The 20359-nt window shown below is 71.7% G+C and carries 23 protein-coding genes; 12 read left to right on the top strand and 11 right to left on the bottom strand.

The genetic code is table 11. The features are described from left to right. Positions 1 to 206: 206 nt before the first annotated feature. Positions 207 to 356 (top strand): hypothetical protein, encoded by a 150-nt coding sequence (locus tag OHA98_RS37050; RefSeq protein WP_266932180.1) that lies wholly within the window; start codon positions 207 to 209, stop codon positions 354 to 356. A gap of 87 nt (positions 357 to 443) precedes the next feature. Here OHA98_RS37050 and OHA98_RS37055 read toward each other — a convergent pair whose 3' ends face one another. Continuing rightward, positions 444 to 1838: an MFS transporter gene (locus tag OHA98_RS37055; protein WP_266932181.1), complete on the bottom strand. Its 1395-nt coding sequence runs from the start codon at positions 1836 to 1838 to the stop codon at positions 444 to 446. Positions 1839 to 2091: 253 nt separating this feature from the next. Between OHA98_RS37055 and OHA98_RS37060 the strand changes: the two genes are divergently transcribed. Continuing rightward, on the top strand, positions 2092 to 2853 hold the full coding sequence (locus OHA98_RS37060) for a phosphoglyceromutase (RefSeq protein ID WP_266932183.1): 762 nt from the start codon (positions 2092 to 2094) through the stop codon (positions 2851 to 2853). Positions 2854 to 3046: 193 nt separating this feature from the next. After that, positions 3047 to 3826, top strand: a complete 780-nt coding sequence (locus tag OHA98_RS37065) for a calcium-binding protein (RefSeq protein ID WP_266932184.1) — start codon at positions 3047 to 3049, stop codon at positions 3824 to 3826. A 70-nt stretch (positions 3827 to 3896) separates the two neighbouring features. Here the strand turns inward: OHA98_RS37065 and OHA98_RS37070 are convergent, their stop codons facing one another. Continuing rightward, positions 3897 to 4298 (bottom strand): hypothetical protein, encoded by a 402-nt coding sequence (locus OHA98_RS37070; RefSeq protein WP_266932185.1) that lies wholly within the window; start codon positions 4296 to 4298, stop codon positions 3897 to 3899. A 159-nt stretch (positions 4299 to 4457) separates the two neighbouring features. On the opposite strand from OHA98_RS37070, the gene OHA98_RS37075 reads away from it, so the two are divergent. Further along, on the top strand, positions 4458 to 4706 hold the full coding sequence (locus OHA98_RS37075) for a hypothetical protein (RefSeq protein WP_266932187.1): 249 nt from the start codon (positions 4458 to 4460) through the stop codon (positions 4704 to 4706). After that, positions 4703 to 4945: a hypothetical protein gene (locus OHA98_RS37080; protein WP_266932189.1), complete on the top strand. Its 243-nt coding sequence runs from the start codon at positions 4703 to 4705 to the stop codon at positions 4943 to 4945. The genes OHA98_RS37075 and OHA98_RS37080 overlap by 4 nt, the downstream gene beginning before the upstream one ends. A 43-nt stretch (positions 4946 to 4988) precedes the next feature. Here the strand turns inward: OHA98_RS37080 and OHA98_RS37085 are convergent, their stop codons facing one another. The 3 genes from OHA98_RS37085 to mshA form a co-directional block, all read right to left on the bottom strand. Continuing rightward, positions 4989 to 5816: a hypothetical protein gene (locus tag OHA98_RS37085; protein ID WP_266932191.1), complete on the bottom strand. Its 828-nt coding sequence runs from the start codon at positions 5814 to 5816 to the stop codon at positions 4989 to 4991. Positions 5817 to 6158: 342 nt separating this feature from the next. Further along, complete coding sequence (locus OHA98_RS37090; protein ID WP_266932192.1) at positions 6159 to 6671, bottom strand: YbjN domain-containing protein; 513 nt, start codon at positions 6669 to 6671, stop codon at positions 6159 to 6161. A 182-nt stretch (positions 6672 to 6853) separates the two neighbouring features. Beyond that, positions 6854 to 8206 carry a D-inositol-3-phosphate glycosyltransferase gene (gene mshA / locus OHA98_RS37095; RefSeq protein WP_266932194.1) on the bottom strand — a complete coding sequence of 451 codons (1353 nt, stop codon included), beginning with the start codon at positions 8204 to 8206 and terminating at the stop codon, positions 6854 to 6856. A 216-nt stretch (positions 8207 to 8422) separates the two neighbouring features. Between mshA and OHA98_RS37100 the strand changes: the two genes are divergently transcribed. The 3 genes from OHA98_RS37100 to OHA98_RS37110 all read left to right on the top strand — a co-directional run bounded on the left by OHA98_RS37100 (position 8423) and on the right by OHA98_RS37110 (position 12371). Continuing rightward, positions 8423 to 9208 (top strand): class I SAM-dependent methyltransferase, encoded by a 786-nt coding sequence (locus tag OHA98_RS37100; RefSeq protein ID WP_266932196.1) that lies wholly within the window; start codon positions 8423 to 8425, stop codon positions 9206 to 9208. Between the two features lie 282 nt (positions 9209 to 9490). Further along, a complete protein-coding gene (locus OHA98_RS37105; protein ID WP_266932198.1) occupies positions 9491 to 10555 on the top strand; it encodes a C40 family peptidase in 1065 nt (354 codons plus the stop codon). A gap of 457 nt (positions 10556 to 11012) precedes the next feature. Further along, positions 11013 to 12371, top strand: coding sequence for a PP2C family protein-serine/threonine phosphatase (locus tag OHA98_RS37110; RefSeq protein WP_266932200.1), 1359 nt, complete (start codon positions 11013 to 11015; stop codon positions 12369 to 12371). Here the strand turns inward: OHA98_RS37110 and OHA98_RS37115 are convergent. The 3 genes from OHA98_RS37115 to OHA98_RS37125 form a co-directional block, all read right to left on the bottom strand. Next, positions 12353 to 12688: a DUF2516 family protein gene (locus tag OHA98_RS37115; protein ID WP_266932202.1), complete on the bottom strand. Its 336-nt coding sequence runs from the start codon at positions 12686 to 12688 to the stop codon at positions 12353 to 12355. The genes OHA98_RS37110 and OHA98_RS37115 overlap by 19 nt on opposite strands. A 131-nt stretch (positions 12689 to 12819) precedes the next feature. Continuing rightward, positions 12820 to 13539 (bottom strand): hypothetical protein, encoded by a 720-nt coding sequence (locus OHA98_RS37120; protein WP_266932204.1) that lies wholly within the window; start codon positions 13537 to 13539, stop codon positions 12820 to 12822. A 27-nt stretch (positions 13540 to 13566) separates the two neighbouring features. Further along, positions 13567 to 13974 (bottom strand): helix-turn-helix domain-containing protein, encoded by a 408-nt coding sequence (locus OHA98_RS37125; protein ID WP_266932206.1) that lies wholly within the window; start codon positions 13972 to 13974, stop codon positions 13567 to 13569. Between the two features lie 380 nt (positions 13975 to 14354). Here OHA98_RS37125 and rox point away from each other — a divergent pair, with 380 nt between their 5' ends. Continuing rightward, positions 14355 to 15782: a rifampin monooxygenase gene (rox, locus tag OHA98_RS37130; protein ID WP_266932208.1), complete on the top strand. Its 1428-nt coding sequence runs from the start codon at positions 14355 to 14357 to the stop codon at positions 15780 to 15782. A gap of 24 nt (positions 15783 to 15806) precedes the next feature. Here the strand turns inward: rox and OHA98_RS37135 are convergent, their stop codons facing one another. After that, entirely contained in the window at positions 15807 to 16247 is a 441-nt protein-coding gene (locus OHA98_RS37135) for a DUF3995 domain-containing protein (protein WP_266932210.1), read from the bottom strand. 108 nt (positions 16248 to 16355) lie between these two features. On the opposite strand from OHA98_RS37135, the gene OHA98_RS37140 reads away from it, so the two are divergent. The 3 genes from OHA98_RS37140 (at position 16356) to OHA98_RS37150 (ending at position 18688) form a co-directional block, all read left to right on the top strand. Next, entirely contained in the window at positions 16356 to 16967 is a 612-nt protein-coding gene (locus OHA98_RS37140) for a DUF4240 domain-containing protein (protein ID WP_266932212.1), read from the top strand. Between the two features lie 111 nt (positions 16968 to 17078). Then, the gene (locus tag OHA98_RS37145; protein ID WP_266932214.1) at positions 17079 to 17915 is read left to right on the top strand and encodes an HAD family hydrolase; all 837 of its coding nucleotides are present in this window, start codon (positions 17079 to 17081) and stop codon (positions 17913 to 17915) included. Then, entirely contained in the window at positions 17900 to 18688 is a 789-nt protein-coding gene (locus OHA98_RS37150) for a phosphotransferase enzyme family protein (RefSeq protein WP_266932216.1), read from the top strand. The genes OHA98_RS37145 and OHA98_RS37150 overlap by 16 nt, the downstream gene beginning before the upstream one ends. Positions 18689 to 18800: 112 nt before the next feature. Here OHA98_RS37150 and OHA98_RS37155 read toward each other — a convergent pair whose 3' ends face one another. Together OHA98_RS37155 and OHA98_RS37160 are read right to left on the bottom strand one after the other, a co-directional pair. Next, entirely contained in the window at positions 18801 to 19478 is a 678-nt protein-coding gene (locus tag OHA98_RS37155; protein WP_266932218.1) for a TetR family transcriptional regulator, read from the bottom strand. Positions 19479 to 19503: 25 nt separating this feature from the next. Further along, a complete protein-coding gene (locus tag OHA98_RS37160; RefSeq protein ID WP_266932220.1) occupies positions 19504 to 20334 on the bottom strand; it encodes a TetR/AcrR family transcriptional regulator C-terminal domain-containing protein in 831 nt (276 codons plus the stop codon). Between the last annotated feature and the right edge of the window lie 25 nt (positions 20335 to 20359).

The following is a 20359-nucleotide window of genomic DNA, read 5'->3' on the forward strand; positions in this document are numbered from 1 at the left end:
TCGGGGGTAAGCGGGGCGCCTCCGGCGCGCCGTGGTCGCACGTTTGTTCCTGCGCGTATGCGCCGTTGATGCGCCTGCCGGGGTGGGCATGCAATGGGGTGGGGGCGGCACGCCATGCCGTACGTCCCCGGCGTGCGCACCTGGCGTACGTCCCCGGCGGCGCTCCTGGCCGTGTGCCGCCCAGCCGTACGCCCTGAGGAGGAACCATGGCCGATTCCCCCACGACCGAACCCCAGCAGGAGACACCGACCGATGTGGTGCGCCTGACCGTGCTCGGCGCCTGCGGCTGCGGCTCGGGCTGCGGGTGCGGCTGCCAGTCCGGCGGCCCGTGCCAGTGCGGCGGCTGCTCCGGCTGAGCCCGCGCGTCAACGGGTGCCGCGCGGCGGAACTCTTCCGCCGCGCGGCACCGCCGCGCGTACGGGGGGACGGTTCAGGGACCGTCCTCAGCCCGCCTGCCCGGCCGCCAGATCCTTGGCCGTTCCCCCGGCGGGCGCGGCCTCGGCATCCTTACCCCCCGCAGGCACCGGACCCGCAGGCACCGAACCGGCGACCACCACTCCTGCGGGCGCGGTGCCGGCCGAAGGCTCCCCGGCCGGGACCGGCGCCGGGGGAACGGCGCCCGCCGCCCCCGGAAGGTTCCGCATCAGCAGCCAGTAGCCGAACGCGGCCACCGTGCCCAGCACCGCGCAGGTTCCCCACAGCCAGGCGGCGCCGTAGCGGTCGATCACGACGCCCGACATCAGTGGGGCGATGAGGGCGGCCACCGCCCACGACATCGTGTACATGCCCTGGTAGCGGCCGCGCCCCTGAGCCGGTGACAGCTGCACGATCAGGCCGGTCTGGATCGGGGCGTTGACGATTTCGGCGAGGGTCCAGACGCACACCGTCAGCGCGTACACCCCGACCGACCCGGCGAAGGCGGTCAGCCCGAATCCGTACCCCGCCAGCAGCGCGGAGATGATCAGCAGGCGGCGCGGGTCGCGGTGCTCGATGAAGCGGGTGACGGGGATCTGGAGCACGACGATCAGCACACCGTTGACGGCGATGGCCGTACCGAAGTCGGAGCTGGAGAGCCCGTCCGCACCCATCGCCACGGGCAGGCCCACGTACCCCTGCTGGAAGATCAGCGAGACGAGGAACGACAGCCCGACGACACCCATGAACCGCCCGTCGCGCAGCACGGTCCCGATCCGCACCCCGTCGTCCTTCCCCGGCTTCGCCCCGCCGGCCGCCGGTGCCTGCTCCGGCCGGGATTCCGGCACCTTCAGGAACACCACGACGGCGCAGAACAGGGTCATCGCGGCCTCGCCGATGAAGCCCGCGAGGTAGCTGTACTCCGCGATGAAGCCGGCCCCGGCGGAGGAGACCGCGAAGCCGAGGTTGATGGCCCAGTAGTTGAGCGAGAAGGCCCGCACCCGGTCCTCGGGCCGGACGATGTCGGCCATCATCGCCTGCACGGCGGGGCGCGAGGCGTTGCTCGCCATGCCGACCACGAACGCGACGGCGGCGATCGCGAACGGGTGCTCCATGAATCCGAGCACCGCCACGGACACCGCGGTGGAGGTCTGGGCGATCAGCATGGTGGGCCGCCGCCCGAGCCGGTCCGTCATCACTCCGGCGCCGAGCGAGGAGACGACCCCGCCGAGCCCGTGCAGCGCGGCGACAAGCCCGGCGTACGAGGCCGAGTAGCCGCGGTCCATCGTCAGATAGAGCGCCATGAACGTGGCGACGAACGCCCCGAGCCGGTTGACCAGGGTGCTGGTCCACAGCCACCAGAACTCCCTGGGGAGCCCGGACACGGTCTCGTGTGCGGCTTTTCTGAGACCGGCGACAGACATGCGGGTACCCCCCCCGGGGACGTACGGAACAGGGGCCGCCGGTAAGAGTCCCGGAAGCAATCCGAACATTACGAACAGCGGGTTCCCGGTCGCTACTCGATTGACGCCGACCGTCAAACGTCACACCGCCCGGCCGCCACGTCGGCCACGGCCACCCGGCCCGGCGCCCCGCCCCGCCACCCCGGTCGGCGTCCGTTGTCCGCCCTGTGGCCGGGCGCGCGGAGGCTGAGGGGGTTCGATTACGCTCGGGCTCATGGCCGACGCACCGTACAAGCTGATCCTCCTCCGCCACGGCGAGAGCGAATGGAACGCGAAGAACCTGTTCACCGGTTGGGTGGACGTCAACCTCACCGAGAAGGGCGAGAAGGAGGCAGTCCGCGGCGGTGAGCTGCTCAAGGACGCCGGTCTGCTCCCCGATGTCCTGCACACCTCGCTCCAGCGCCGCGCGATCCGCACCGCCCAGCTGGCCCTGGAGTCGGCGGACCGCCACTGGATCCCGGTCCACCGCTCCTGGCGCCTGAACGAGCGCCACTACGGCGCCCTCCAGGGCAAGGACAAGGCGCAGACGCTCGCCGAGTTCGGCGAGGAGCAGTTCATGCTCTGGCGCCGCTCGTACGACACCCCGCCGCCGGCCCTTGAGGACGGCACCGAGTTCTCGCAGAGCGACGACCCGCGCTACGCGACGATCCCGCCGGAGCTGCGCCCGCGCACCGAGTGCCTCAAGGACGTCGTCGTCCGCATGCTGCCGTACTGGTACGACGGCATCGTCCCGGACCTGCTCGACGGCAAGACCGTCCTGGTCGCCGCCCACGGCAACAGCCTCCGCGGCCTGGTCAAGCACCTGGACGGCATCTCCGACGAGGACATCTCGGGCCTCAACATCCCGACCGGCATCCCGCTCGCCTACGAGCTGGACGCCGACTTCCGCCCGCTGAAGCCGGGCGGCACGTACCTCGACCCGGACGCCGCGAAGGCCGCCATCGAGGCCGTGAAGAACCAGGGCAAGAAGAAGTAGGGACCGCGATCAGGCCCCTGGTCCCGCACCGCCGGTGCGGGACCAGGGGCCTTCGTGCGTTTCGGGCCCGCCTCGGTCCGGGCCCGCCTCGGTCCGGGCCCGCGCGGGCGGCGTCGAACAACCGCGTGGTGAACCGTTGGCCAACGCCGTAGGCTCCCCTTGATCGACCAAGGAATCCCGTGGGGGGACGTTCATGCGCACAACCACTCGTATCGCCCTGCTCGGCACCACCTTCGCGCTGGTCGCCGGCGCGGTCGGTGCCACCTCCGCCCAGGCGGCGGACGGCGGCAGCGGTGACATCACGATCGACAAGGTCGTCATCAACGGCGGCAAGCCGGTCGTGGTCGGCACCACCAAGGTGGTGTCCGCCAAGGTCTCGGTGACCGCCTCGGACAATTCGGGCATCGCCAGGACCACGTACATCAGCGCCTTCGGCCCGACGCCCAACTACGCCCAGATCTGGGACGACGAGATCACGTGCGTCAAGGCGAGCGCCACCACCTCGACCTGCACGGGCACGCTGACGTTCGACCCGCAGGCGTCGACCGGGTTCGTCGGCAACAGCGCGGCGGCCACCTGGAAGCTCGGCACGCTGGTCTCCGCCAACGACGCCAACTACATCCACCGGGACGCGGCCACCACGTTCAAGGTGCAGCGCAACTCGCGGCTCACCGCGAACGCCTCGCCCGAGCCCGTCAAGAAGGGCAAGACCCTCACCGTCACCGGCCTGCTGTCCCGGGCCAACTGGGACACCCACACGTACAGGGGCTACACCAAGCAGAAGGTGACGCTGCAGTACCGCAAGAAGACCTCCACCAAGTACACCGACGTCAAGACGGTCACCTCGTCCTCGACGGGCTCCCTCAAGGCGACGGTCACCGCGTCCGCGGACGGCTACTTCCGCTACAAGTTCGCGGGCACCTCGACCACCCCGGCCGTGACCTCCGCCGGCGACTTCGTGGACGTCAAGTAGTCACGGGGCAGGGGCCCTTCCTACGGCTTCGCCGCGGCCGGTCCTCCCGGCCGCGGCGAAGCCGCCCCGTCTACCACTCCCGCCACTCGTCCGTGATCTCGTACCGGTCCATCCCGTTGCGTTCGGCCAGTGCCGTCACATCGACACCGCTCTCCGTGAGGGTCGCGTCGATGTACTCGCAGAGCAGCTCGCGCTCGCCCGTCTCGTAACCCGCTCCGCCGTGGGCCTCGTTGACCGCGTTCAGAGCGAGGACCACGCGCTCGACCGCGGAGAGAATCTCGTCGTCCGAGGGCGTGCCCAGGGTGCGTATCCCGGCCTCGAAGGAGTCGAGGGTCTCGTCCGTCGCGGTCACGAGGGATTCGGGGAACAGCTGTGTCGCGAAGGCGTGTTCCGGAGTCAGGGTGCCGGCGGCGAGTCCGGCCGCCTCCTCGGTCAGTTGTCGGCGCCAGAGGTCGCTCGGTTTCTCAGCCATACCGGAAATGTACGGGCACCCACTGACAGCCGGGCACGTTCCCTCGCCGTTCGACCGGGTGTCACCGCCACCCGATAGCGTGTCCCCCACTCCCGCGCTCAGCGAGCGCCGGAGCGGGCCAACCGGGCGTCAAGGGCAAGGAGATCGGGGAGATCAGTCATGGGCGAGTCCCTGAAGACCTTCGTCGGCGGCACCGAAGTCGAGGTGCCCAACAGCATTCCGGACATCCGGGCCACCCTGCCCGAGGAGAGACGCGAGGAGTTCGACCGCGCCATCAACGAGGCGGGTGTGCATGAGATCCAGGCCGTGATGCGGCACTGGATGCTGGAGGCCGTGCCCGATCCCGAGGCCGAACGGATTCTGGACCGGCTGGCGCAGGACGAGGCCGAGAGGCGGAGCGTAGCTTGAGCTTCCGCATCTCCTATGCACCGCCCGCCGACGACACCCTGGCCAAGATGAGGGACGGCGAGTCCTTCCGGGACGAGATGGCCCGCACCCTGGGGAGCGATCCGTACGGACACGGGTCGTCCGCCGTCAAGAGCGAGCACGACCGGCGCGAGGCAACGGTCTTCGGCGCCATCGTCCTCTACTACGTCTCCGGTTCCGTGCTGACCGTCACCGTCGTCCGGCTCGTGCCGCTGCCCTGAATCGACGTCAGGCCAACGGCACGGGCGCGCCCTTGGTCCCGGCTCAGGAGAGCTTCGCCGCCTGAGCGGTCACGATCGCGGTCGGCAGCTCGAAGCCCTCGGCCCTGCCGCCCGTCGCGGCCAGGTTGAAGGAGACGAACGTCGCGAACGTGCCCGACCGGCGCATCGCCACCAGCTTGAACGGGACCTGCTTGCCCTCGCTCTCGCTCGTCACCGTCCAGCCGATGGCCTCGTCCCCGCCGGTCACCTTCTCCTCGGTGAGCCCGGCGACCTTCTGCGTGTCCCCGTCCATCGTGATGCTGAACCCGCCGCCGCACTTGGCCGCGGACTCGCGCACGGCCGCCAGGGTCTCCGGCGCCCCCTGACCTTCGTACGAGGAGAGGGAGACCAGCGTGGACGTCAGGTCGAAGGCCGCGGCGAACGCGTCCTCGGCGTCGCCCTCCGGCATCTCGGCGAGGTCTTCCAGCGAGGTGCCCTTGTCCGTCTTCTTGGGCTCGCTGACGGCGGTGCGCTGGGTGCGCGCGACCGGCTCGCCCTGTTCGACGCCGAGGTAGGCGTGGGCGAAGGGCTCGCACTCCTTCTTGTCGACCGTGACGCTGCCCGCCTTCACCTGGTCGCCGGGGCCCGCCTGCGCGATCTTGTTGCCCTTGACGTCGCCCTGGACCAGGGACGCCTTCTTCAGTTCCGCGGCGGTCAGGGTCTTCACGGCGGGCTTCCGCCCGGCGCCGTCCCCGGCCGCGGCACCGCTCGCGCCGCCGCCCTTGCCGTCCGAGCCCGACGCATCGGACGAACCGCCGCATGCCGTGGCCAGCAGGGCAAGGGACGCCACGGAAGCGGCGAGGGCGGTACGGCGTACAGCGGTGGCGCGCATGGTTCATCTCTCCGTCTCATGGAGCAACGGCACGGCCCCCGTGCGGCAGTTCGTCACGCCACCGGGACGCACCGTCGCAGTACGCCACAGCCTACGATCGGACACCTGTCCGAACATCGGAATATCCGCCCACCCGGCATGATCGTGATTCTGCTGTGATCGACTTGTGAAGACGCTGTGGGGACCGCCTGCCACCCGCCCTCCGCCCCGTCCCCTGTTCGCTCCATGATCACCACGACCCTGAGCAGCCTCCACGCCTGTGGCACGACGGTCATACCTGCGGTGGCGGTGGGCATGACATGGGGCACGGCCAGGAGAATGACCGCCGCTTCGCCGAATTCGTCAGGGGGCGGACGGGCGTTGGATCAGATGGGTGAACGCGTCGAGGTTCCGCGTGGACTCGCCGCGCGACACCCGCCAGGCGTACTCCTTGCGGATCGCACTGGCAAAGCCCAGTTCCAGAAGTGTGTTGAACGAACCGTCCGCCGCTTCGAGGACGGTGCCCAGCAGCCGGTCCAGCTCCTCCGGTGTGACCACGGAGAGGGGAAGCTTGCCGACCAGATAGATGTCGCCGAGCGGGTCGATCGCGTAACTCACGCCGAAGAGGCGCAGATTGCGCTCCAGCAGCCAGCGGTGGACGGCCGCGTCGTTCTCGTCCGGATGCCGGACGACGAACGCGTTGAGGGAGAGGGAGTGCTTCCCGACGAGCAGGGAACAGGTGGTGGACAGCTTGCGGGTGCCGGGCAGTTTCACCACGTAGCTGCCGGATCCCGGGCTCTCCCATTCGAGCCCGGCCTCGTTCAGGGTCGCTTCGATGACCTGCGCCGCTGCTGTCTCGTCGGGTACGTCAGCCATGGGGCGAGCGTACGACAGAGGAGACGGGCGCACGCATCTCGTACGCCGCCGGAGGCAGCCCTCAGCCGGGGAAGGGCTCAGGGCCCCGCCGGGGAAGGTCAGGGCCCCGCCGGGGAAGGTCCGGGCCCCAGCCATGGAAGGTCCGGCCTGGAAGGTCCGTCCCGGCCTGGAAGGTCAGGCCCTCAGCCGTGGTGGGTCCGGGCCCGGCGACGGTGGTCGCACATCGCGGCCGTGTACACGTCGGCCGTCGCCGAAGCCGCTGTGTCCCAGCCGAACGACTGGGCGTGCGCGGCGGCCGCCGCACCCATCCGGTCGACCAGTCCGGGCGCGTCCGCGAACCGGCCGATCGCCCGCGCGTACGCCTCCGGATCGTGCCCCGGGATCAGAAAACCGCTGACCTCGTCCCGTACCGCCACCGGAAGGCCTCCCACCGCCGCCGCGACGACCGGGGTGCCGGCCGCCTGGGCCTCTATGGCGACCAGCCCGAAGGACTCGCTGTACGAGGGCATGACCAGCACGGACGCGGCCCGGAACCAGTCGGCGAGCTGGTCCTGCCCGACCGGCGGGTGGAACCGTACGACATCGGCGATGCCCAGGCGCGCGGCCAGCTTCTGCAGACCTTCCGGCTTGGCGAGCCCGCTGCCGCTGGGACCGCCGACGACGGGCACCACCATCCGGGTACGCAGTGAGGGCTCGCGGTCCAGGAGCACGGCCACCGCGCGCAGCAGCACGTCGGGGGCCTTGAGCGGCTGGATACGGCCCGCGAAGAGCGGGATCAGGGCGTCCTGCGGCAGACCGAGGCGGGCACGGGCGGCGGCACGCCCGTCCGCCGGACGGAAGCGCTCCAGATTGACCCCGGGGTGCACGACGGCGACGGCCGCCGGGTCGGCCTCGTAGAAGCGGACGAGCTCGTCGGCCTCCTCCGCGGTGTTGGCGATCAGCCGGTCGGAGGCGCGGACGATCTGGGTCTCGCCGATGACCCGGGCGGCCGGCTCGGGGGTGTCCCCCTTGGCGAGCGCGGCGTTCTTGACCTTCGCCATGGTGTGCATGGCGTGGACGAGCGGGACACCCCAGCGCTGGGCGGCGAGCCAGCCGACCTGGCCGGAGAGCCAGTAGTGGGAGTGGACGAGGTCGTAGTGGCCGGGGCGCTGACCGGCCCACGCCTGCATCACGCCGTGCGTGAAGGCACAGAGCTGGGCGGGCAGGTCCTCCTTGGCCAGACCCTCGTACGGCCCCGCGTCGACGTGCCGGACCAGGACACCGGGCGCCAGCTCCACCGCCGGGGGCAGGGAGCCGGTGGTGGCCCGGGTGAAGATCTCGACCTCGATGTCGATCGCGGCGAGGCGCTTGGCCAGCTCCACGATGTAGACGTTCATCCCGCCCGCGTCGCCGGTACCCGGCTGGTGGAGCGGGGACGTGTGCACGGAGAGCATCGCGATACGGCGCGGCTTGCGGTGCGATCCGGGGAAGCCTCCGGGGAACCTGATACGCGGCGCCACACGGGTGGGGCCGAGCCGAGAGACGTACTGACTCACGTCGTCCGTTCCTCCTTGCTCAGGGCATGCCTTCGAAGGGGCACGCGGTCCCTCCGAAGGGCGAGAACAGCGGAATCTCACCTTTCATTTCCGCTTTGCCAAATAATTACGTATGAATGACCGGAAGCGGTCCGGGACGACCGGCCGTCCACCCGCCGGCCCGCCCCCGCCCGTCCACCCGTCGGCCCGCCCCCGCCCGTCACATACGCTCGGTGCATGCGCCAGCGCCCCATCGGCACCGCGACCCGCGGGACCACCAACCCCAACCGGCTGCGCCGTATGGATCGCTGGATCGCCGCGGTGCACGGCCCGGCCCTGCACCGCGCCGCCTCCCCCCTCGCCGTCGACCTCGGTTACGGCGCCGCCCCCTGGACCGCCGTAGAGCTGCTGGAGCGCCTGCGCACCGTCGAGCCGCGCACCTCGGTGGCCGGTGTCGAGATCGACCCGGACCGGGTCGCCGCGGCGAAGCCGTACGAACGCGACGGGCTCACCTTTCTCCACGGCGGCTTCGAGATCCCGCTCCCGGAGCGGCCTCAGCTGATCCGGGCGGCGAACGTGCTGCGCCAGTACGACGAGGACAAGGTCGCCGAGGTCTGGGAGCGGCTGTGTGCGCGGCTCGCCCCCGAAGGGCTGCTCGTCGAGGGCACCTGCGACGAGATCGGACGGCGGCACGTGTGGGTGGCACTGGGGCCGGAAGGCCCGCGGACGGTCACCTTCGCGACCCGGCTCGGTTCGCTGGAGCGCCCCTCCGATCTCGCGGAGCGCCTGCCGAAGGCACTGATCCACCGCAACGTTCCGGGCGAGCCGGTGCACGCCTTCCTCCGCGACTTCGACCGGGCCTGGGCCTCCGCCGCCCCGTACGCCTCACTGGGCGCCCGGCAGCGCTGGATCGCGGCCGTGCGCGCGCTCCGTACCGACTGGCCGACGACGGACGGCGTACGCCGGTGGCGGCAGGGCGAGATCACCGTGCCGTGGACCGCCCTGCGCCCCGGCGGGGGCTGAACCGCGCGGCACACCGCAGATCGCCGCTCCCGGGAACGTCGCCGACTCATCGTTCGTCCCGTATCTACGGGACGTGCGTCAGCCGGGGCAGGGTGTGGCAGGGGGGTTTGACAGAGGGGTGTGACAGGGGGTTTGGCAGAGGGGTGTGACGTGTCAGCCGCGGTCGGGCCCTGTTGCTTTACGGGGTGACATGGCACGATCGCGACGTTGCCGAGAAGTTACTGACGGTAAGTCATATGCGCGATACCTGACTTTTGTTGCATTCGCCCGGAGGGGGAGCTTGTGAACCGACGCCACTGTGCCGCTGCCGCGATCGCTCTGGTCTGCGCGCTGGCCGTGCTGACCGCGCCGGTCCAGGCCATGGCCGCACCGATTCCGGAGCCCTCCCCCACCGCTCCCCCGAAGCCGGGGAAGAAGAGCCTCGAAGAGGTCCGCCAGGAGATCGACACCCTCTACCGCAAGGCCGGGGCGGCGACGGACGCGTACAACCTCGCCGAGGAGCAGACCGAGAAGCAGTCCGGCGAGATCGTCAAGCTGGCCAAGGCGATCGTCGACGGCCAGGCGAGGATCGCGGAGCTGAAGAACCAGGCGGGCGCCCAGGCCCGCGAGCAGTACCGCAACGGCGGGCTGCCGCCGGGTGCGCAACTGGTCCTCAGTGACGACCCGCAGCTCTTCCTGGACGGGGTCAACCAGGTCCGTCAGGGCCAGCAGGCCTCCAAGCAGGTCCTGGCGGAACTGAACAGGACCCAGGAGGACTTGGAGACCTACACCCAGGACGCGAGCCTCAACTGGCAGAAGCTCGAAACCAACCGGCTCAAGCAGGCCAAGGCCAAGAAGAAGATCAACGCGCAGATCGAGGCGGCGAAGAAGCTCGAATCGCAGCTGGAGAAGAAGGAACTGGCCCGGCTCCTCAAGCTGGAGCAGGAGGCCGAGTACACGGCGCAGACCGCGTGGCTCTCCTCCGGCGCGCTCAAGGACATCAACCGCGAGGCGAGCGCGAGCGGCAAGAAGGCGGTGGCCTTCGCGACCCGGGAGATCGGCAAGCCGTACGTCTGGGGCGCCGAGGGCCCCGACTCCTACGACTGCTCGGGACTGACCTCACAGGCCTGGGCGGCGGCGAAGCGTCCGATTCCGCGGACCTCGCAGGAGCAGTGGCGCCAACTGCCGCGCATCGACATCAAGGACATGCGCCCCGGCGACCTGATCATCTACCACAGCGACGCCAGCCACGTCGGGATGTACGTGGGCGACGGCGCCATCGTGCACTCCCCGCGCCCCGGCCGGAACGTCACACTGGCGGGCGCGGGCTCGATGCGGATCCTGGGAGTGGTCCGCCCGGACAAGTAGGGACCGGACAAGTAGGGACCGGGGGCCGGGCACGAGGTCCGGGTCCGGGTCCGGGTCCGGGTCCGTGTCCGGGTCCGGGTCCGGGACATCGCCGCGGACGTACGGGGGTCCACGCCGGACGAGTGGCGGCACTGGCGCAGCGGCGCGGAGCCGCTGCCGGTGTCCGCCGTACGAATCGGCCGGCCGCGTCGACCGGATCACGTGAGCGGGGCCACGTGAGCGGGGCCACGCCCCGGCCCCACGGCGCGTGATGTTTGTCATGGCCTCCGCCCCCGCCCCGGGGCGGCGCATCTCGCCGGATCCGTGCCGGGACGCGGCTTATGGCTGCGCATATGACAGTGGCCGATCCCCGCGCGCCATTCCGTTCCCCTGCCACGGACCGCTATGGTCCCCGTCTGGCAGGTCGTCGATCGTCGTCCCGCCGCACCCTCGGGGGGAGGGAAGGAAACCCGAACCGATGCCCGTACCCGTACCGCAGCACCGTGCCGTTCCCGCTGCGGAGACCACCCATGGCGCCGACCTCACCCTTCTGGTGATCGAGGACGACCCGGCGGGCACCATCGCCGTACCCGAACTGTCGGCCGGGACCCGGGTCCGTATCCGTACCGCCCGCAATCTCACCGAGGCGGAACGGCTCCTCACCGACGACGTCGACTGCATCCTGCTGGACCTGGCCCTGCCCCTGCCCCTGAGCGCCGAGGCGCGCCACAGCGACACCGGGACGGGGCCGGAAGCCCCCTCCGGGCGCGCGGACGAGCTGACGGCGCTCACCCACGTACTGCGGATCGCACCCCGGCACGCCGTCCTCGCGCTCACGGCCGAGGACGACGCGGAGCTGGCCGCCGAGGCGGTACGGGTCGGCGCGCAGGACTACCTCTTCCGGGACGAACTCGACGCCCGGCTGCTGAGCCGCGCCATCCGCTACGCCGTGGAGCGCAAGCGGGCGGACATCGCCCAGCACCAGCTGACCGAGTCCCGTCTCCGCGCCCAGGAGAACGCCCGGCTGGAACGCGGACTGCTGCCCACCCCGCTCCTGGACGGCTCCGATCTGAGCTTCGCCGCCCGCTACCGGCCCGGCCGGAGCCGCGCCCTGCTCGGCGGGGACTTCTACGACACGGTCCGCACCCCCGACGGCACGGTCCACGCGATGATCGGCGATGTCTGCGGACACGGCCCGGACGAGGCGGCGCTCGGCGTCGAACTGCGCATCGCCTGGCGGGCGCTGACGCTGGCGGGACTGTGCGGGGACGAACTGCTCTCCACGCTCCAGCAGGTCCTGGAGCACGAGCGGGAGAGCGAGGAGATCTTCGCGACGCTCTGCACCGTCGACATCTCCCCCGACGGCCGCCGCGCCGGACTCTGCCTGGCGGGCCACCCCGCACCGCTGATCGCCCGCCGCGGACAGGACGCGAAGCTGCTCCCGTACGAGGACGGCGGCCCGGCCCTGGGTCTGCTGCCGCGCGCCCGCTGGCCGCGACGCCAGGTCGAACTGGGCGGCTCCTGGAGCCTGATGATGTACACGGACGGGCTGATCGAGGGCCGCGTCGGGCCGACCGGCACCCAGCGGCTCGGTCAGGAAGGCATGGTCGCCATGATCAACGGCCAGCTGGACCGCGGGCTGGCCGGCGAGGAACTGCTGGAGGCGGCGGTCACGCAGGTGCGGGAACTGAACGGCGGCGAGCTGACCGACGACGTGGCGGTGCTGCTGCTCGACCGCGACCAGGAGCGGATACGCCGACGGGGCGGCAGCGCACCGCGCTCCCGCCCCGTACCGGCGTCCACCCGCGCGGCGAGCGCTCAGCGCCCGCCGTTGTAGGGGCCGTACGGGCCGTCACTGCTGGACCCGCCGCGACGGCCGCCGCCGCCCGAGACCGCCTTGAGCGCGGGCCGTACGTCGACCATGAACACGATCGACGCGACCGTGCCCGCGAGCTGGAGGAACAGCATCGGGACGAAGAGGTTCACGGCCACCGTGATGCCGAGAATGATCAGCCAGAACGACTTCTTCTGCTTGTCCGCCGCACGGTAGGCGTCCTCGCGGGCCGTCACCGCGAAGAACAGCGCGATCACGGCCAGCACCAGCATGGCCAGGTAGAGCAGCCCGACGAGTGTGCCGAAACCTGTGAGCAACATGGTGTCTACCGCCTAGTGAGTGGATGGGCGCCCTGCGGCCAAGCTACCCGGAGAACGAACCGGCCACCGGTATAGGTGCCCGGTCCGCGCCCCGGCCACTCGGCCGACGGCTCCGCGTGGACCGCCCGGGGTCACTTCCCGGCGGGCGGGGTGGGCTTCTTCGCCGCGGGCTTGCGCGGGGCGGGCGCCTTCCGGGCGGGCGCGGCCTTGGCCTCGGCGGGCTTGACCGAGGCGGGCTTCGCCGTGGCAGCGGGCTTGGCGGTGGTGGCAGGCTTCGCGGTGGCAGCGGGCTTGGCAGTGGTGGCAGACGCGGCCTTCGGCTCGCTCTTCGCGGCGGGCGCGGGCTTGGCGGCTGACGCGGGACCCGCCGCCGGCCCGGCCGCGGGCTTCGCCTTCGGCCCGGCATCCACCACGGCGGCGATCTCGACGATCTCGTCGGCCGTCTCACCGCGCCAGGTCTTCACACTCTGCTCGCCGCGCTCGGCGACCTTCTCGTACGTCTCACGGGCCCTGACCGCGTACTCGGCGGCCACGCCCAGGCTGCGCAGCGCCAGGTCCTGAGCGCTCTCGCCCAGCTTCTTCAGGTCGGTGTCGAACGATCCGAACACCTCGGTGACCTTCGCCTGCACGGTGGCCTGGGCCTCCTTGGCCTGCGTGGTCACCTTCTCCTGCACGGCCTTGGGGTCGGTGTTGCGTACGGCCTCGATCCGCTCGGGCGCCTCGGCCCGCAGCTGCTCGATCAGCGCCGGGACCTTGCGCGCCTGCTGCACGGCCAGGTCCGCCGTACCGGCGGCGAAGTAGAGGGGGGTGGGGTCGGTGAGGGTCTTGCGCAGGTCATCGGTGATGGCCATGACTGTGGTCCTCCCGGATCATCAGAACTAGCTGTGAGGGTGTGTGGCTGCGTCGGTACCGGCATCGGACCCGGGCTCGGGATCGGGCTCGAACCCGTTCTCCTTGCGGAAGGAGTCGTAGATCTGGAGCAGCACGTTCTTCTGGCGCTCGTTGATCGACGGGTCGGCCAGGATCACCGCCCGCGTCTCCAGCTCCTCCCGCTCCCGCTCGTCGAGGATCCCGGCCCGTACGTACAACGTCTCGGCGGAGATCCTCAGTGCCTTGGCGACCTGCTGCAGAACCTCCGCACTGGGCTTGCGCAGGCCGCGCTCGATCTGGCTGAGGTAGGGATTGGACACCCCGGCGGCATCGGCGAGCTGCCGCAGTGAGAGCTGCGCCGCGCGTCGTTGGTCGCGCAGGTACTCGCCGAGATTGCCGACGTTGAGTGATGCCATGACTCGATACTGCAACAGGTCTGCTAACTATTGCAAGCAGGTGCTTGCAATAGTGTCGCCTGCCACCCGCACGGAGCAGTCGCCCACCACCCGCACGGAGCAGCGGCGTGCCGGGGGGACCGGAAGGGGCTCGCCCGTCGCCTCGCGGTGGACGGGAAAAAACAAAAGGCAAGGAGATCGCTCGCTCCTTGCCACTCTCAACGTATAGCGCACCCGGGGCCTTGCGGCAAGACCCCGGTCATGATGCAGAATCCCCAACCGAAGCCGGAACCTGAGGAAATCAGGTATTCGCGAAGTACGAGTGCTTTTGCCCCGATGGCGGGACTCGCGCGGAGCGGAGCAGCCGGCACGATGCGGTTCATTGAACGGGTGGGGATTTCATGTTTGACGTGATCGTGGTCGGCGGCGGGCCTACCGGGCTGATGCTGGCCGGCGAGCTGCGGCTGCACGGTGTGGGCGCGCTCGTGCTGGACAGGATGGCGGAGCCGAACCGGCGCTCGCGCGCCCTCGGCCTGCACGCGCGCAGCGTCGAGGTGATGGACCAGCGCGGTCTGTTGGAGAAGTTCCTCGCGCTGGGCCGGCAGTACGAGGTCGGCGGCTTCTTCGCCGGGCTCGGCACGTCGTGGCCCGACCGGCTGGACACCGCGCATTCGTACGTCCTCGGCATCCCGCAGCTCACCACCGAGCGGCTGCTGACCGAGCATGCCGTCGAGCTGGGCACCGAGATCCGGCGCGGCCGCGAGCTGGTCGGCCTGAGCCAGGACGAGCACGGGGTGACCGCCGAGCTGGCCGACGGTACGGCGCTGCGCTCGCGCTACCTCGTGGGCTGCGACGGCGGCCGCAGCACGGTACGCAAACTGCTCGGGGTCGGCTTTCCCGGTGAGCCCTCCAGGGTCGAGACCCTGCTGGCCGAGGTGGAGCTGACCGTGTCGCCGGAGACGCTGGCCGCCACGGTGGCCGAAGTCCGCAGGACACAGATGCGGTTCGGCACCATGCCCCTCGGGGACGGGACGTACCGGGTGATCGTGCCCGCCGACGGGACGGCCGAGGACCGCACGGTCCCGCCGACCCTGGAGGAGCTCAAGCGGCAGCTGCGGAAGCTCGCGGGCACCGACTTCGGCGCGCACTCACCGCGCTGGCTCTCCCGCTTCGGCGACGCCACCCGGCTGGCCGAGCGCTACCGGACCGGCCGGGTGCTGCTGGCCGGCGACGCGGCCCACATCCACCCGCCGACCGGCGGGCAGGGGCTCAACCTCGGTATCCAGGACGCGTTCAACCTCGGCTGGAAACTGGCCGCCGAGGTCAACGGCTGGGCGCCGGAAGGGCTGTTGGACAGCTACCACACCGAACGGCACCCGGTGGCCGCCGACGTACTGGACAACACCCGCGCGCAGATCGAGCTGCTGTCCACCGAGCCGGGCCCCCGCGCGGTGCGCCGGCTGATGTCGGAGCTGATGGAGTTCGAGGAGGTGAACCGGTACCTGATCGAGAAGATCTCCGCGATCGCGGTCCGCTACGACTTCGGCGAGGGACACGAACTGCTCGGCCGGCGGCTGCGGGACGTACGGCTGAAGCGCGGCCACCTCTACGGGCAGATGCACGGCGGCCGGGGGCTGCTGCTCGACCGGACCGGCCGGCTCTCGGTGGCGGGCTGGGCGGACCGGGTCGACCACATCGTCGACGTCAGCGAGGAACTGGACGTGCCCGCGGTGCTGCTGCGGCCGGACGGCCACGTGGCGTGGGTCGGCGAGGACCAGCGGGAGCTGCTCGGCCGGCTGCCCGAGTGGTTCGGCGCCCCCACCGGCTGAGCCCGGCCCGCCACGTCCCCGGCGCTACTTCGCCGTTGTCCCGCGCGTCCCGACGGCGGTCGCCGTGGCGGCGGCCAGCGCCAGACACAGCGGCGAGTAGGCGACGCGGTCGAGGCGGCGGAAGCGGGCCGAGGCCGAGCCCGGGGACAGCAGGTCGGTACGGCCCGAGAGCCCGGCCGCGCCGCGCAGTGCCAGTACGCCCGCGACACCGGCCGCGCCGAGGCGGGACAGCGCCGGGGTGCGCCGGGGCCGCCCCGCGACCAGGAGGGCGGCGGTTCCCAGCGCCCCCGCGACCGCGAAACACGCCCCCGGGCCGGGCGGGGACGGCCGGCCGGCCAGCGCGTCGGCGAAGGACTCCCGGTCGGGCAGGGGCCACGACGAACCCAGCCCCCAGGCGACGTGCAGCCCGGCCAGAGCGGTCAGCGTCGCGACGGAGGTGCGGGTGGCGGCACGTTCGAGGCTCATGCCGTTCACGCTACGCCCGCGCCCGGCACCGCCACCCTGTGCTCTGCGTCCGGTGCTCTGCGTCCGGTGCTCTGAGTCACTGTCATACCCGGCTGGCACAGTGCGGTCATGGAAGAAGAGAGCTTCGAGGACTTCTGGGCGCTGATCGAGGACTCGCGGCGGCGGGCGACCGGCCGTGACGAACGCGAGGAACTGCTCGGCGACCGGCTCGCCGAACGGCCGTTGCGCGAGGTCGTGCGGTTCCAGATCCAGCTGCACCGCCTCCGGCAGCGGGTCGACACCTGGGAGATGTGGGCGGCCGCCGAGCAGATATTCGGCGGCTCGTGTTCCGACGACAGCTTCTGGTACTTCCAGTTCTGGGTGGTGGGCCTCGGCCGCGAGGACTTCCACAAGGTGGTGGCCGATCCGGACGCGCTGGCGGACATCGCCGAACTGCGCCGGCTGGCCGGCCGGCCCCTGAGCGCCTGGCCGGACGACGAGTGGCCCGAGTGGGAGGGCCTCGACTACGTCGCGGCCGGGGCGTACGAGAAGCTGACGGGCGAGGAGGAGGGGCTGGAGGCGGCACTGGACGCCGAGGGCATCGAGCACCCCTGCAACCCCGAGCCGGACGGTGAGGCGTGGGACGTACGGCACACGGAGGAAGCGGCCCGTCGACTGCCCCGCCTGAGCACGATGTTCCCGCTCCCGGAACGCACCGCCGGATGGCAGCGCGCCGAGTGAAGCCGGGTGAAACGGGGGGCGGTACGGCCTGTCGTCGCGCGCCCGCCAGGGATTGCGGGACAGCCCTTACGATGCGAGCACCTACGCGAACGATCTGAAACGGAGCCCGGGATGTGGCCCTGCTCAACGGGATCGCCGCCCGAGGCGGGCGCCCCGTACGCCCCCTTCGACGCGGTGCTGTGCGATCTGGACAACGTGATCCGGTTCTACGACCTGGCGGGGCTGGCCGAACTGGAACGGGCCGCGGGCCTGGCGGCGGGCACCACGACGGAGGTGGCGTACGCCCCCGAGGTCGACCTGCCCCTGCTCCTCGGCCGGATCACCCCGGACGAATGGGTGGAGGCCATCGCCCGGGGGCTGATGGACCTCCCGGCCGGCCGGCGGGCGCACGGCCGGGGCACGGACCACCCGGTGACGGACGAGCCGGTGACGGACCACCCGGTGACGGACGAGCCGACGGCGGGGGCGGGCGGTGCCGGGGCGGGAAGCCGCAGGCCTGACGCGTGGGCCCGTGAACTGGGCCGGGCGCTCGCGCGGGCACCGTTCCGGGCGGACCCGGCGGTGGTCTCGCTGCTGCGGCGGGCCAGGGCCCGCGTCCCGCTGGTGCTCGTCACCAACGCGTCCCTCCAACTGGACGACGACCTGGCCTCGTTGGGGCTCACGGATCTGGCCCACGAGATCGTGAGCAGCGCCGCGGAGGGTGTGGCCAAGCCGGACCGGGCCATCTACGAGATCGCGGCGGCGCGGGCCGGCGTACCGATGGAGCGGTGTCTGTTCGTGGACGACCGGCGGGAGAACATCGCTGCCGCCGTCGCGCTGGGGATGACCGGCGTACTCTTCCGTGAACCCGCGGACCTGGAGCGTGCGTTGGGCCCCGTGCTGGACGACGCTCCGCAGGACGCGGCCAGTGACGGCACGGCGGAGGAGGGCACATGGGCGGCGAGGTGATGCCGGGCGGGATGGCCAACGCCGGGGCCGTCGTCCGGCACGGCGACATCGTGGAGCGGCCCGCCCCGCCGCACGCCGCCGCCCTGCACGCCCACCTCCGGGCGCTGGCCGCCGAGGGCTTCGACGGGGTTCCCGTACCCCTGGGAATCACCGGCTCCGGCCGCCGCGAACGCCTCTCGTACGTGCCCGGGGACGTCGCGGTCCCGCCGCACCCGCCGTGGGCGTGGACGGACGGCGCGCTGCGTTCGGTGGGTGCCCTGCTCCGGCGGCTGCACTCGGCCGCGGCGGGCCTCCCCCTCGATGCCGCCGCCGGGTGGTCCGCCGAGCTGGCCGATCCACAGGGCGCAGGCGCCGCCGGGGCGCTGCTGTGCCACAACGACGTGTGCCTGGAGAACGTGGTGTTCCGCGACGGCCGTGCCGCCGCCCTCATCGACTTCGACCAGGCCGCCCCCGGCCGGCCGCTGTGGGACGTCGCGATGACGGCCCGCTACTGGGTGCCGATGTCGGGCCGCGACGGCCTCGACCGGGCGCACCGGCTCCGGGTGCTGGCCGACGGCTACGGGCTGGGACGGGCGGACCGGGCCGCGCTGCCGCGTGTGATCGAAGAGGCGACGGGCGTGTGCCGGGCCTTCGTCGAGCGGCGCGTGGCGGGCGGGGATCCCGTGTATGCGGAGGCACTTGAGCAGGGCGGCGGCTGGGGGCGCTGGGACCGGCATCAGGCCTGGCTGGCCGACCGCCGTGACGAGCTGGCCACCGCGCTGCTGGCAGGCTGACCCCTCGGGCCCCTCCCGCACGGGCCTCCCGGCCGGGGCTCCCGCACGGAACTTGCGGGCACCCCTCCCGCCCGGGAGCCGGGCACCGCGCCGCCCGGAAGGCCGCCCCCGCCTACTCCAGCCCCGTCCTCAACTGCGCGAACGCCAGCTCGGCCGCCCGTACCGCCGACTCGTACACCTGCTCCGCGCTCTCCCCCGCGTCGATCCGCCGCCAGTTCTCCATGGCCAGAATGCGCAGTACGGCGACGATCTGTCCGGCGGCGAGCCGCTCGGCCGTCCCGTCGCCCAGGGCGCGGGCGAGCGCCGCCTCGGAACGCCCCTGGTACGCGTACATCCGGGCCACCAGGGACGGCGTCCCGTACAGCAGCCGTTGGTAGGCGAGCACCTGCGGGACGTCGCAGAGCCCGGTCACCGGGTCGCGCCGCTCCAGCCCGTCCAGGCAGTTCCGGCGCAGGGCGTCCAGCGGGGTCTCCCCGGCCGGCCGGCCCGTCACCACCCTGGCCGACTCGTCCTCGTGGTCGGCGAACCGGTGCAGGACCAGGTCCTCCTTGGCGGGGAAGTACCGGAACAGCGTCGGCTTGGAGATATCGGCGGCGGCCGCCACCTCCGCCACCGAGACCTTGTCGAAGCCCCGTTCCAGGAACATCGCGATCGCGGCGTCGGAGACCGCCTGATAGGTCAGCTGCTTCTTGCGCTCCCGCAGTCCGGCGGGCTCCCGCGCCACCGCCCCGGCCGCTGCATTCTGCCCGGTCGCGGACTTCTCGCCGCTCTCGGCCTTCTCTCCACCCATGACCACGCAGCCTACGCCCTTGACCTCAAGCGGCCTTGACGTCCGTGCCGTCGCCCACGGCGCCGGGAGTCCCTTCCTCGGCCCGGTTCGCGTCCGCGCGCCGGGCGAGCACCTCCACCCCGTCCAGCACCCGCGCGAGGCCGAAGGTGAACTCGTGGTCGGGCTCGTCCGGCTGGCTCATCACGCCCGCCTCCAGCAGTCGGGACAGCGACGGATGCCGTACGGGGTCGGCGAGCCGTTTCACCGTGCGCTCCCACCCCGCCATGACCTCCTCGGCGGGAATGCCGCGCTCCTCGACGGCGGCGGCGAGATCACTCATCAGCAGCGCCTCGTTCCGCACGAAACCGCCGACGAGGAGGATCACGGAGATCTTCTCGCCCTCCGCCAGCCCGCTGCCCTCCAGCGCCTGGAGGCCCTGCTCCCACCAGGCGATCGAGTGCGGACTCGCGGGCGGGCCCGCGATCGGGATGCGGAGCATCCACAGGTTCCGGTGGTACATCTCGCGCTGCGACCGGGCCCACTGGCCGATCGCCTCGCGCCAGCCCGCCCCGGTCTCCAGGGCGGGCAGCGGCGACGGCAGCCCCATGGCCGCCTCCTGCATGAGGACGAACAGCTCGTCCTTGGCGGAGACGTACCGGTAGAGCGACATCGTGGACGCGCCCAGGTCCTTGGCGACGCGCCCCATCGACACCGCCGCGATCCCCTCGGCCGCCGCCACGGCCACGGCCGCGTCCACGATCCGCTCCAGGCTCAGACCGGGCTTGGGGCCCTTGACCGGACGCTCGCGCAGCCCCCAGGCGGCCTCGATGCTGGGCGGCAGGTCACTGCCTCCGGGCACGCCACTCTTCTCCGCCATCGAATCCCCTTTTCCGCTTCCGGAA

The sequence above is a fragment of the Streptomyces sp. NBC_00654 genome (assembly GCF_026341775.1).
In the GTDB taxonomy this organism is placed as follows: Bacteria; Actinomycetota; Actinomycetes; order Streptomycetales; family Streptomycetaceae; genus Streptomyces.

Bases quoted from the DNA above. Each gene is read 5' to 3' on its own strand.
- OHA98_RS37050 (WP_266932180.1), top strand. From the start codon at position 207: ATGGCCGATTCCCCCACGACCGAACCCCAGCAGGAGACACCGACCGAT.
- OHA98_RS37055 (WP_266932181.1), bottom strand. From the start codon at position 1,838: ATGTCTGTCGCCGGTCTCAGAAAAGCCGCACACGAGACCGTGTCCGGG.
- OHA98_RS37060 (WP_266932183.1), top strand. From the start codon at position 2,092: ATGGCCGACGCACCGTACAAGCTGATCCTCCTCCGCCACGGCGAGAGC.
- OHA98_RS37065 (WP_266932184.1), top strand. From the start codon at position 3,047: ATGCGCACAACCACTCGTATCGCCCTGCTCGGCACCACCTTCGCGCTG.
- OHA98_RS37070 (WP_266932185.1), bottom strand. From the start codon at position 4,298: ATGGCTGAGAAACCGAGCGACCTCTGGCGCCGACAACTGACCGAGGAG.
- OHA98_RS37075 (WP_266932187.1), top strand. From the start codon at position 4,458: ATGGGCGAGTCCCTGAAGACCTTCGTCGGCGGCACCGAAGTCGAGGTG.
- OHA98_RS37085 (WP_266932191.1), bottom strand. From the start codon at position 5,816: ATGCGCGCCACCGCTGTACGCCGTACCGCCCTCGCCGCTTCCGTGGCG.
- OHA98_RS37090 (WP_266932192.1), bottom strand. From the start codon at position 6,671: ATGGCTGACGTACCCGACGAGACAGCAGCGGCGCAGGTCATCGAAGCG.
- OHA98_RS37100 (WP_266932196.1), top strand. From the start codon at position 8,423: ATGCGCCAGCGCCCCATCGGCACCGCGACCCGCGGGACCACCAACCCC.
- OHA98_RS37110 (WP_266932200.1), top strand. From the start codon at position 11,013: ATGCCCGTACCCGTACCGCAGCACCGTGCCGTTCCCGCTGCGGAGACC.
- OHA98_RS37115 (WP_266932202.1), bottom strand. From the start codon at position 12,688: ATGTTGCTCACAGGTTTCGGCACACTCGTCGGGCTGCTCTACCTGGCC.
- OHA98_RS37120 (WP_266932204.1), bottom strand. From the start codon at position 13,539: ATGGCCATCACCGATGACCTGCGCAAGACCCTCACCGACCCCACCCCC.
- OHA98_RS37125 (WP_266932206.1), bottom strand. From the start codon at position 13,974: ATGGCATCACTCAACGTCGGCAATCTCGGCGAGTACCTGCGCGACCAA.
- rox (WP_266932208.1), top strand. From the start codon at position 14,355: ATGTTTGACGTGATCGTGGTCGGCGGCGGGCCTACCGGGCTGATGCTG.
- OHA98_RS37135 (WP_266932210.1), bottom strand. From the start codon at position 16,247: ATGAGCCTCGAACGTGCCGCCACCCGCACCTCCGTCGCGACGCTGACC.
- OHA98_RS37140 (WP_266932212.1), top strand. From the start codon at position 16,356: ATGGAAGAAGAGAGCTTCGAGGACTTCTGGGCGCTGATCGAGGACTCG.
- OHA98_RS37145 (WP_266932214.1), top strand. From the start codon at position 17,079: ATGTGGCCCTGCTCAACGGGATCGCCGCCCGAGGCGGGCGCCCCGTAC.
- OHA98_RS37150 (WP_266932216.1), top strand. From the start codon at position 17,900: ATGGGCGGCGAGGTGATGCCGGGCGGGATGGCCAACGCCGGGGCCGTC.
- OHA98_RS37155 (WP_266932218.1), bottom strand. From the start codon at position 19,478: ATGGGTGGAGAGAAGGCCGAGAGCGGCGAGAAGTCCGCGACCGGGCAG.
- OHA98_RS37160 (WP_266932220.1), bottom strand. From the start codon at position 20,334: ATGGCGGAGAAGAGTGGCGTGCCCGGAGGCAGTGACCTGCCGCCCAGC.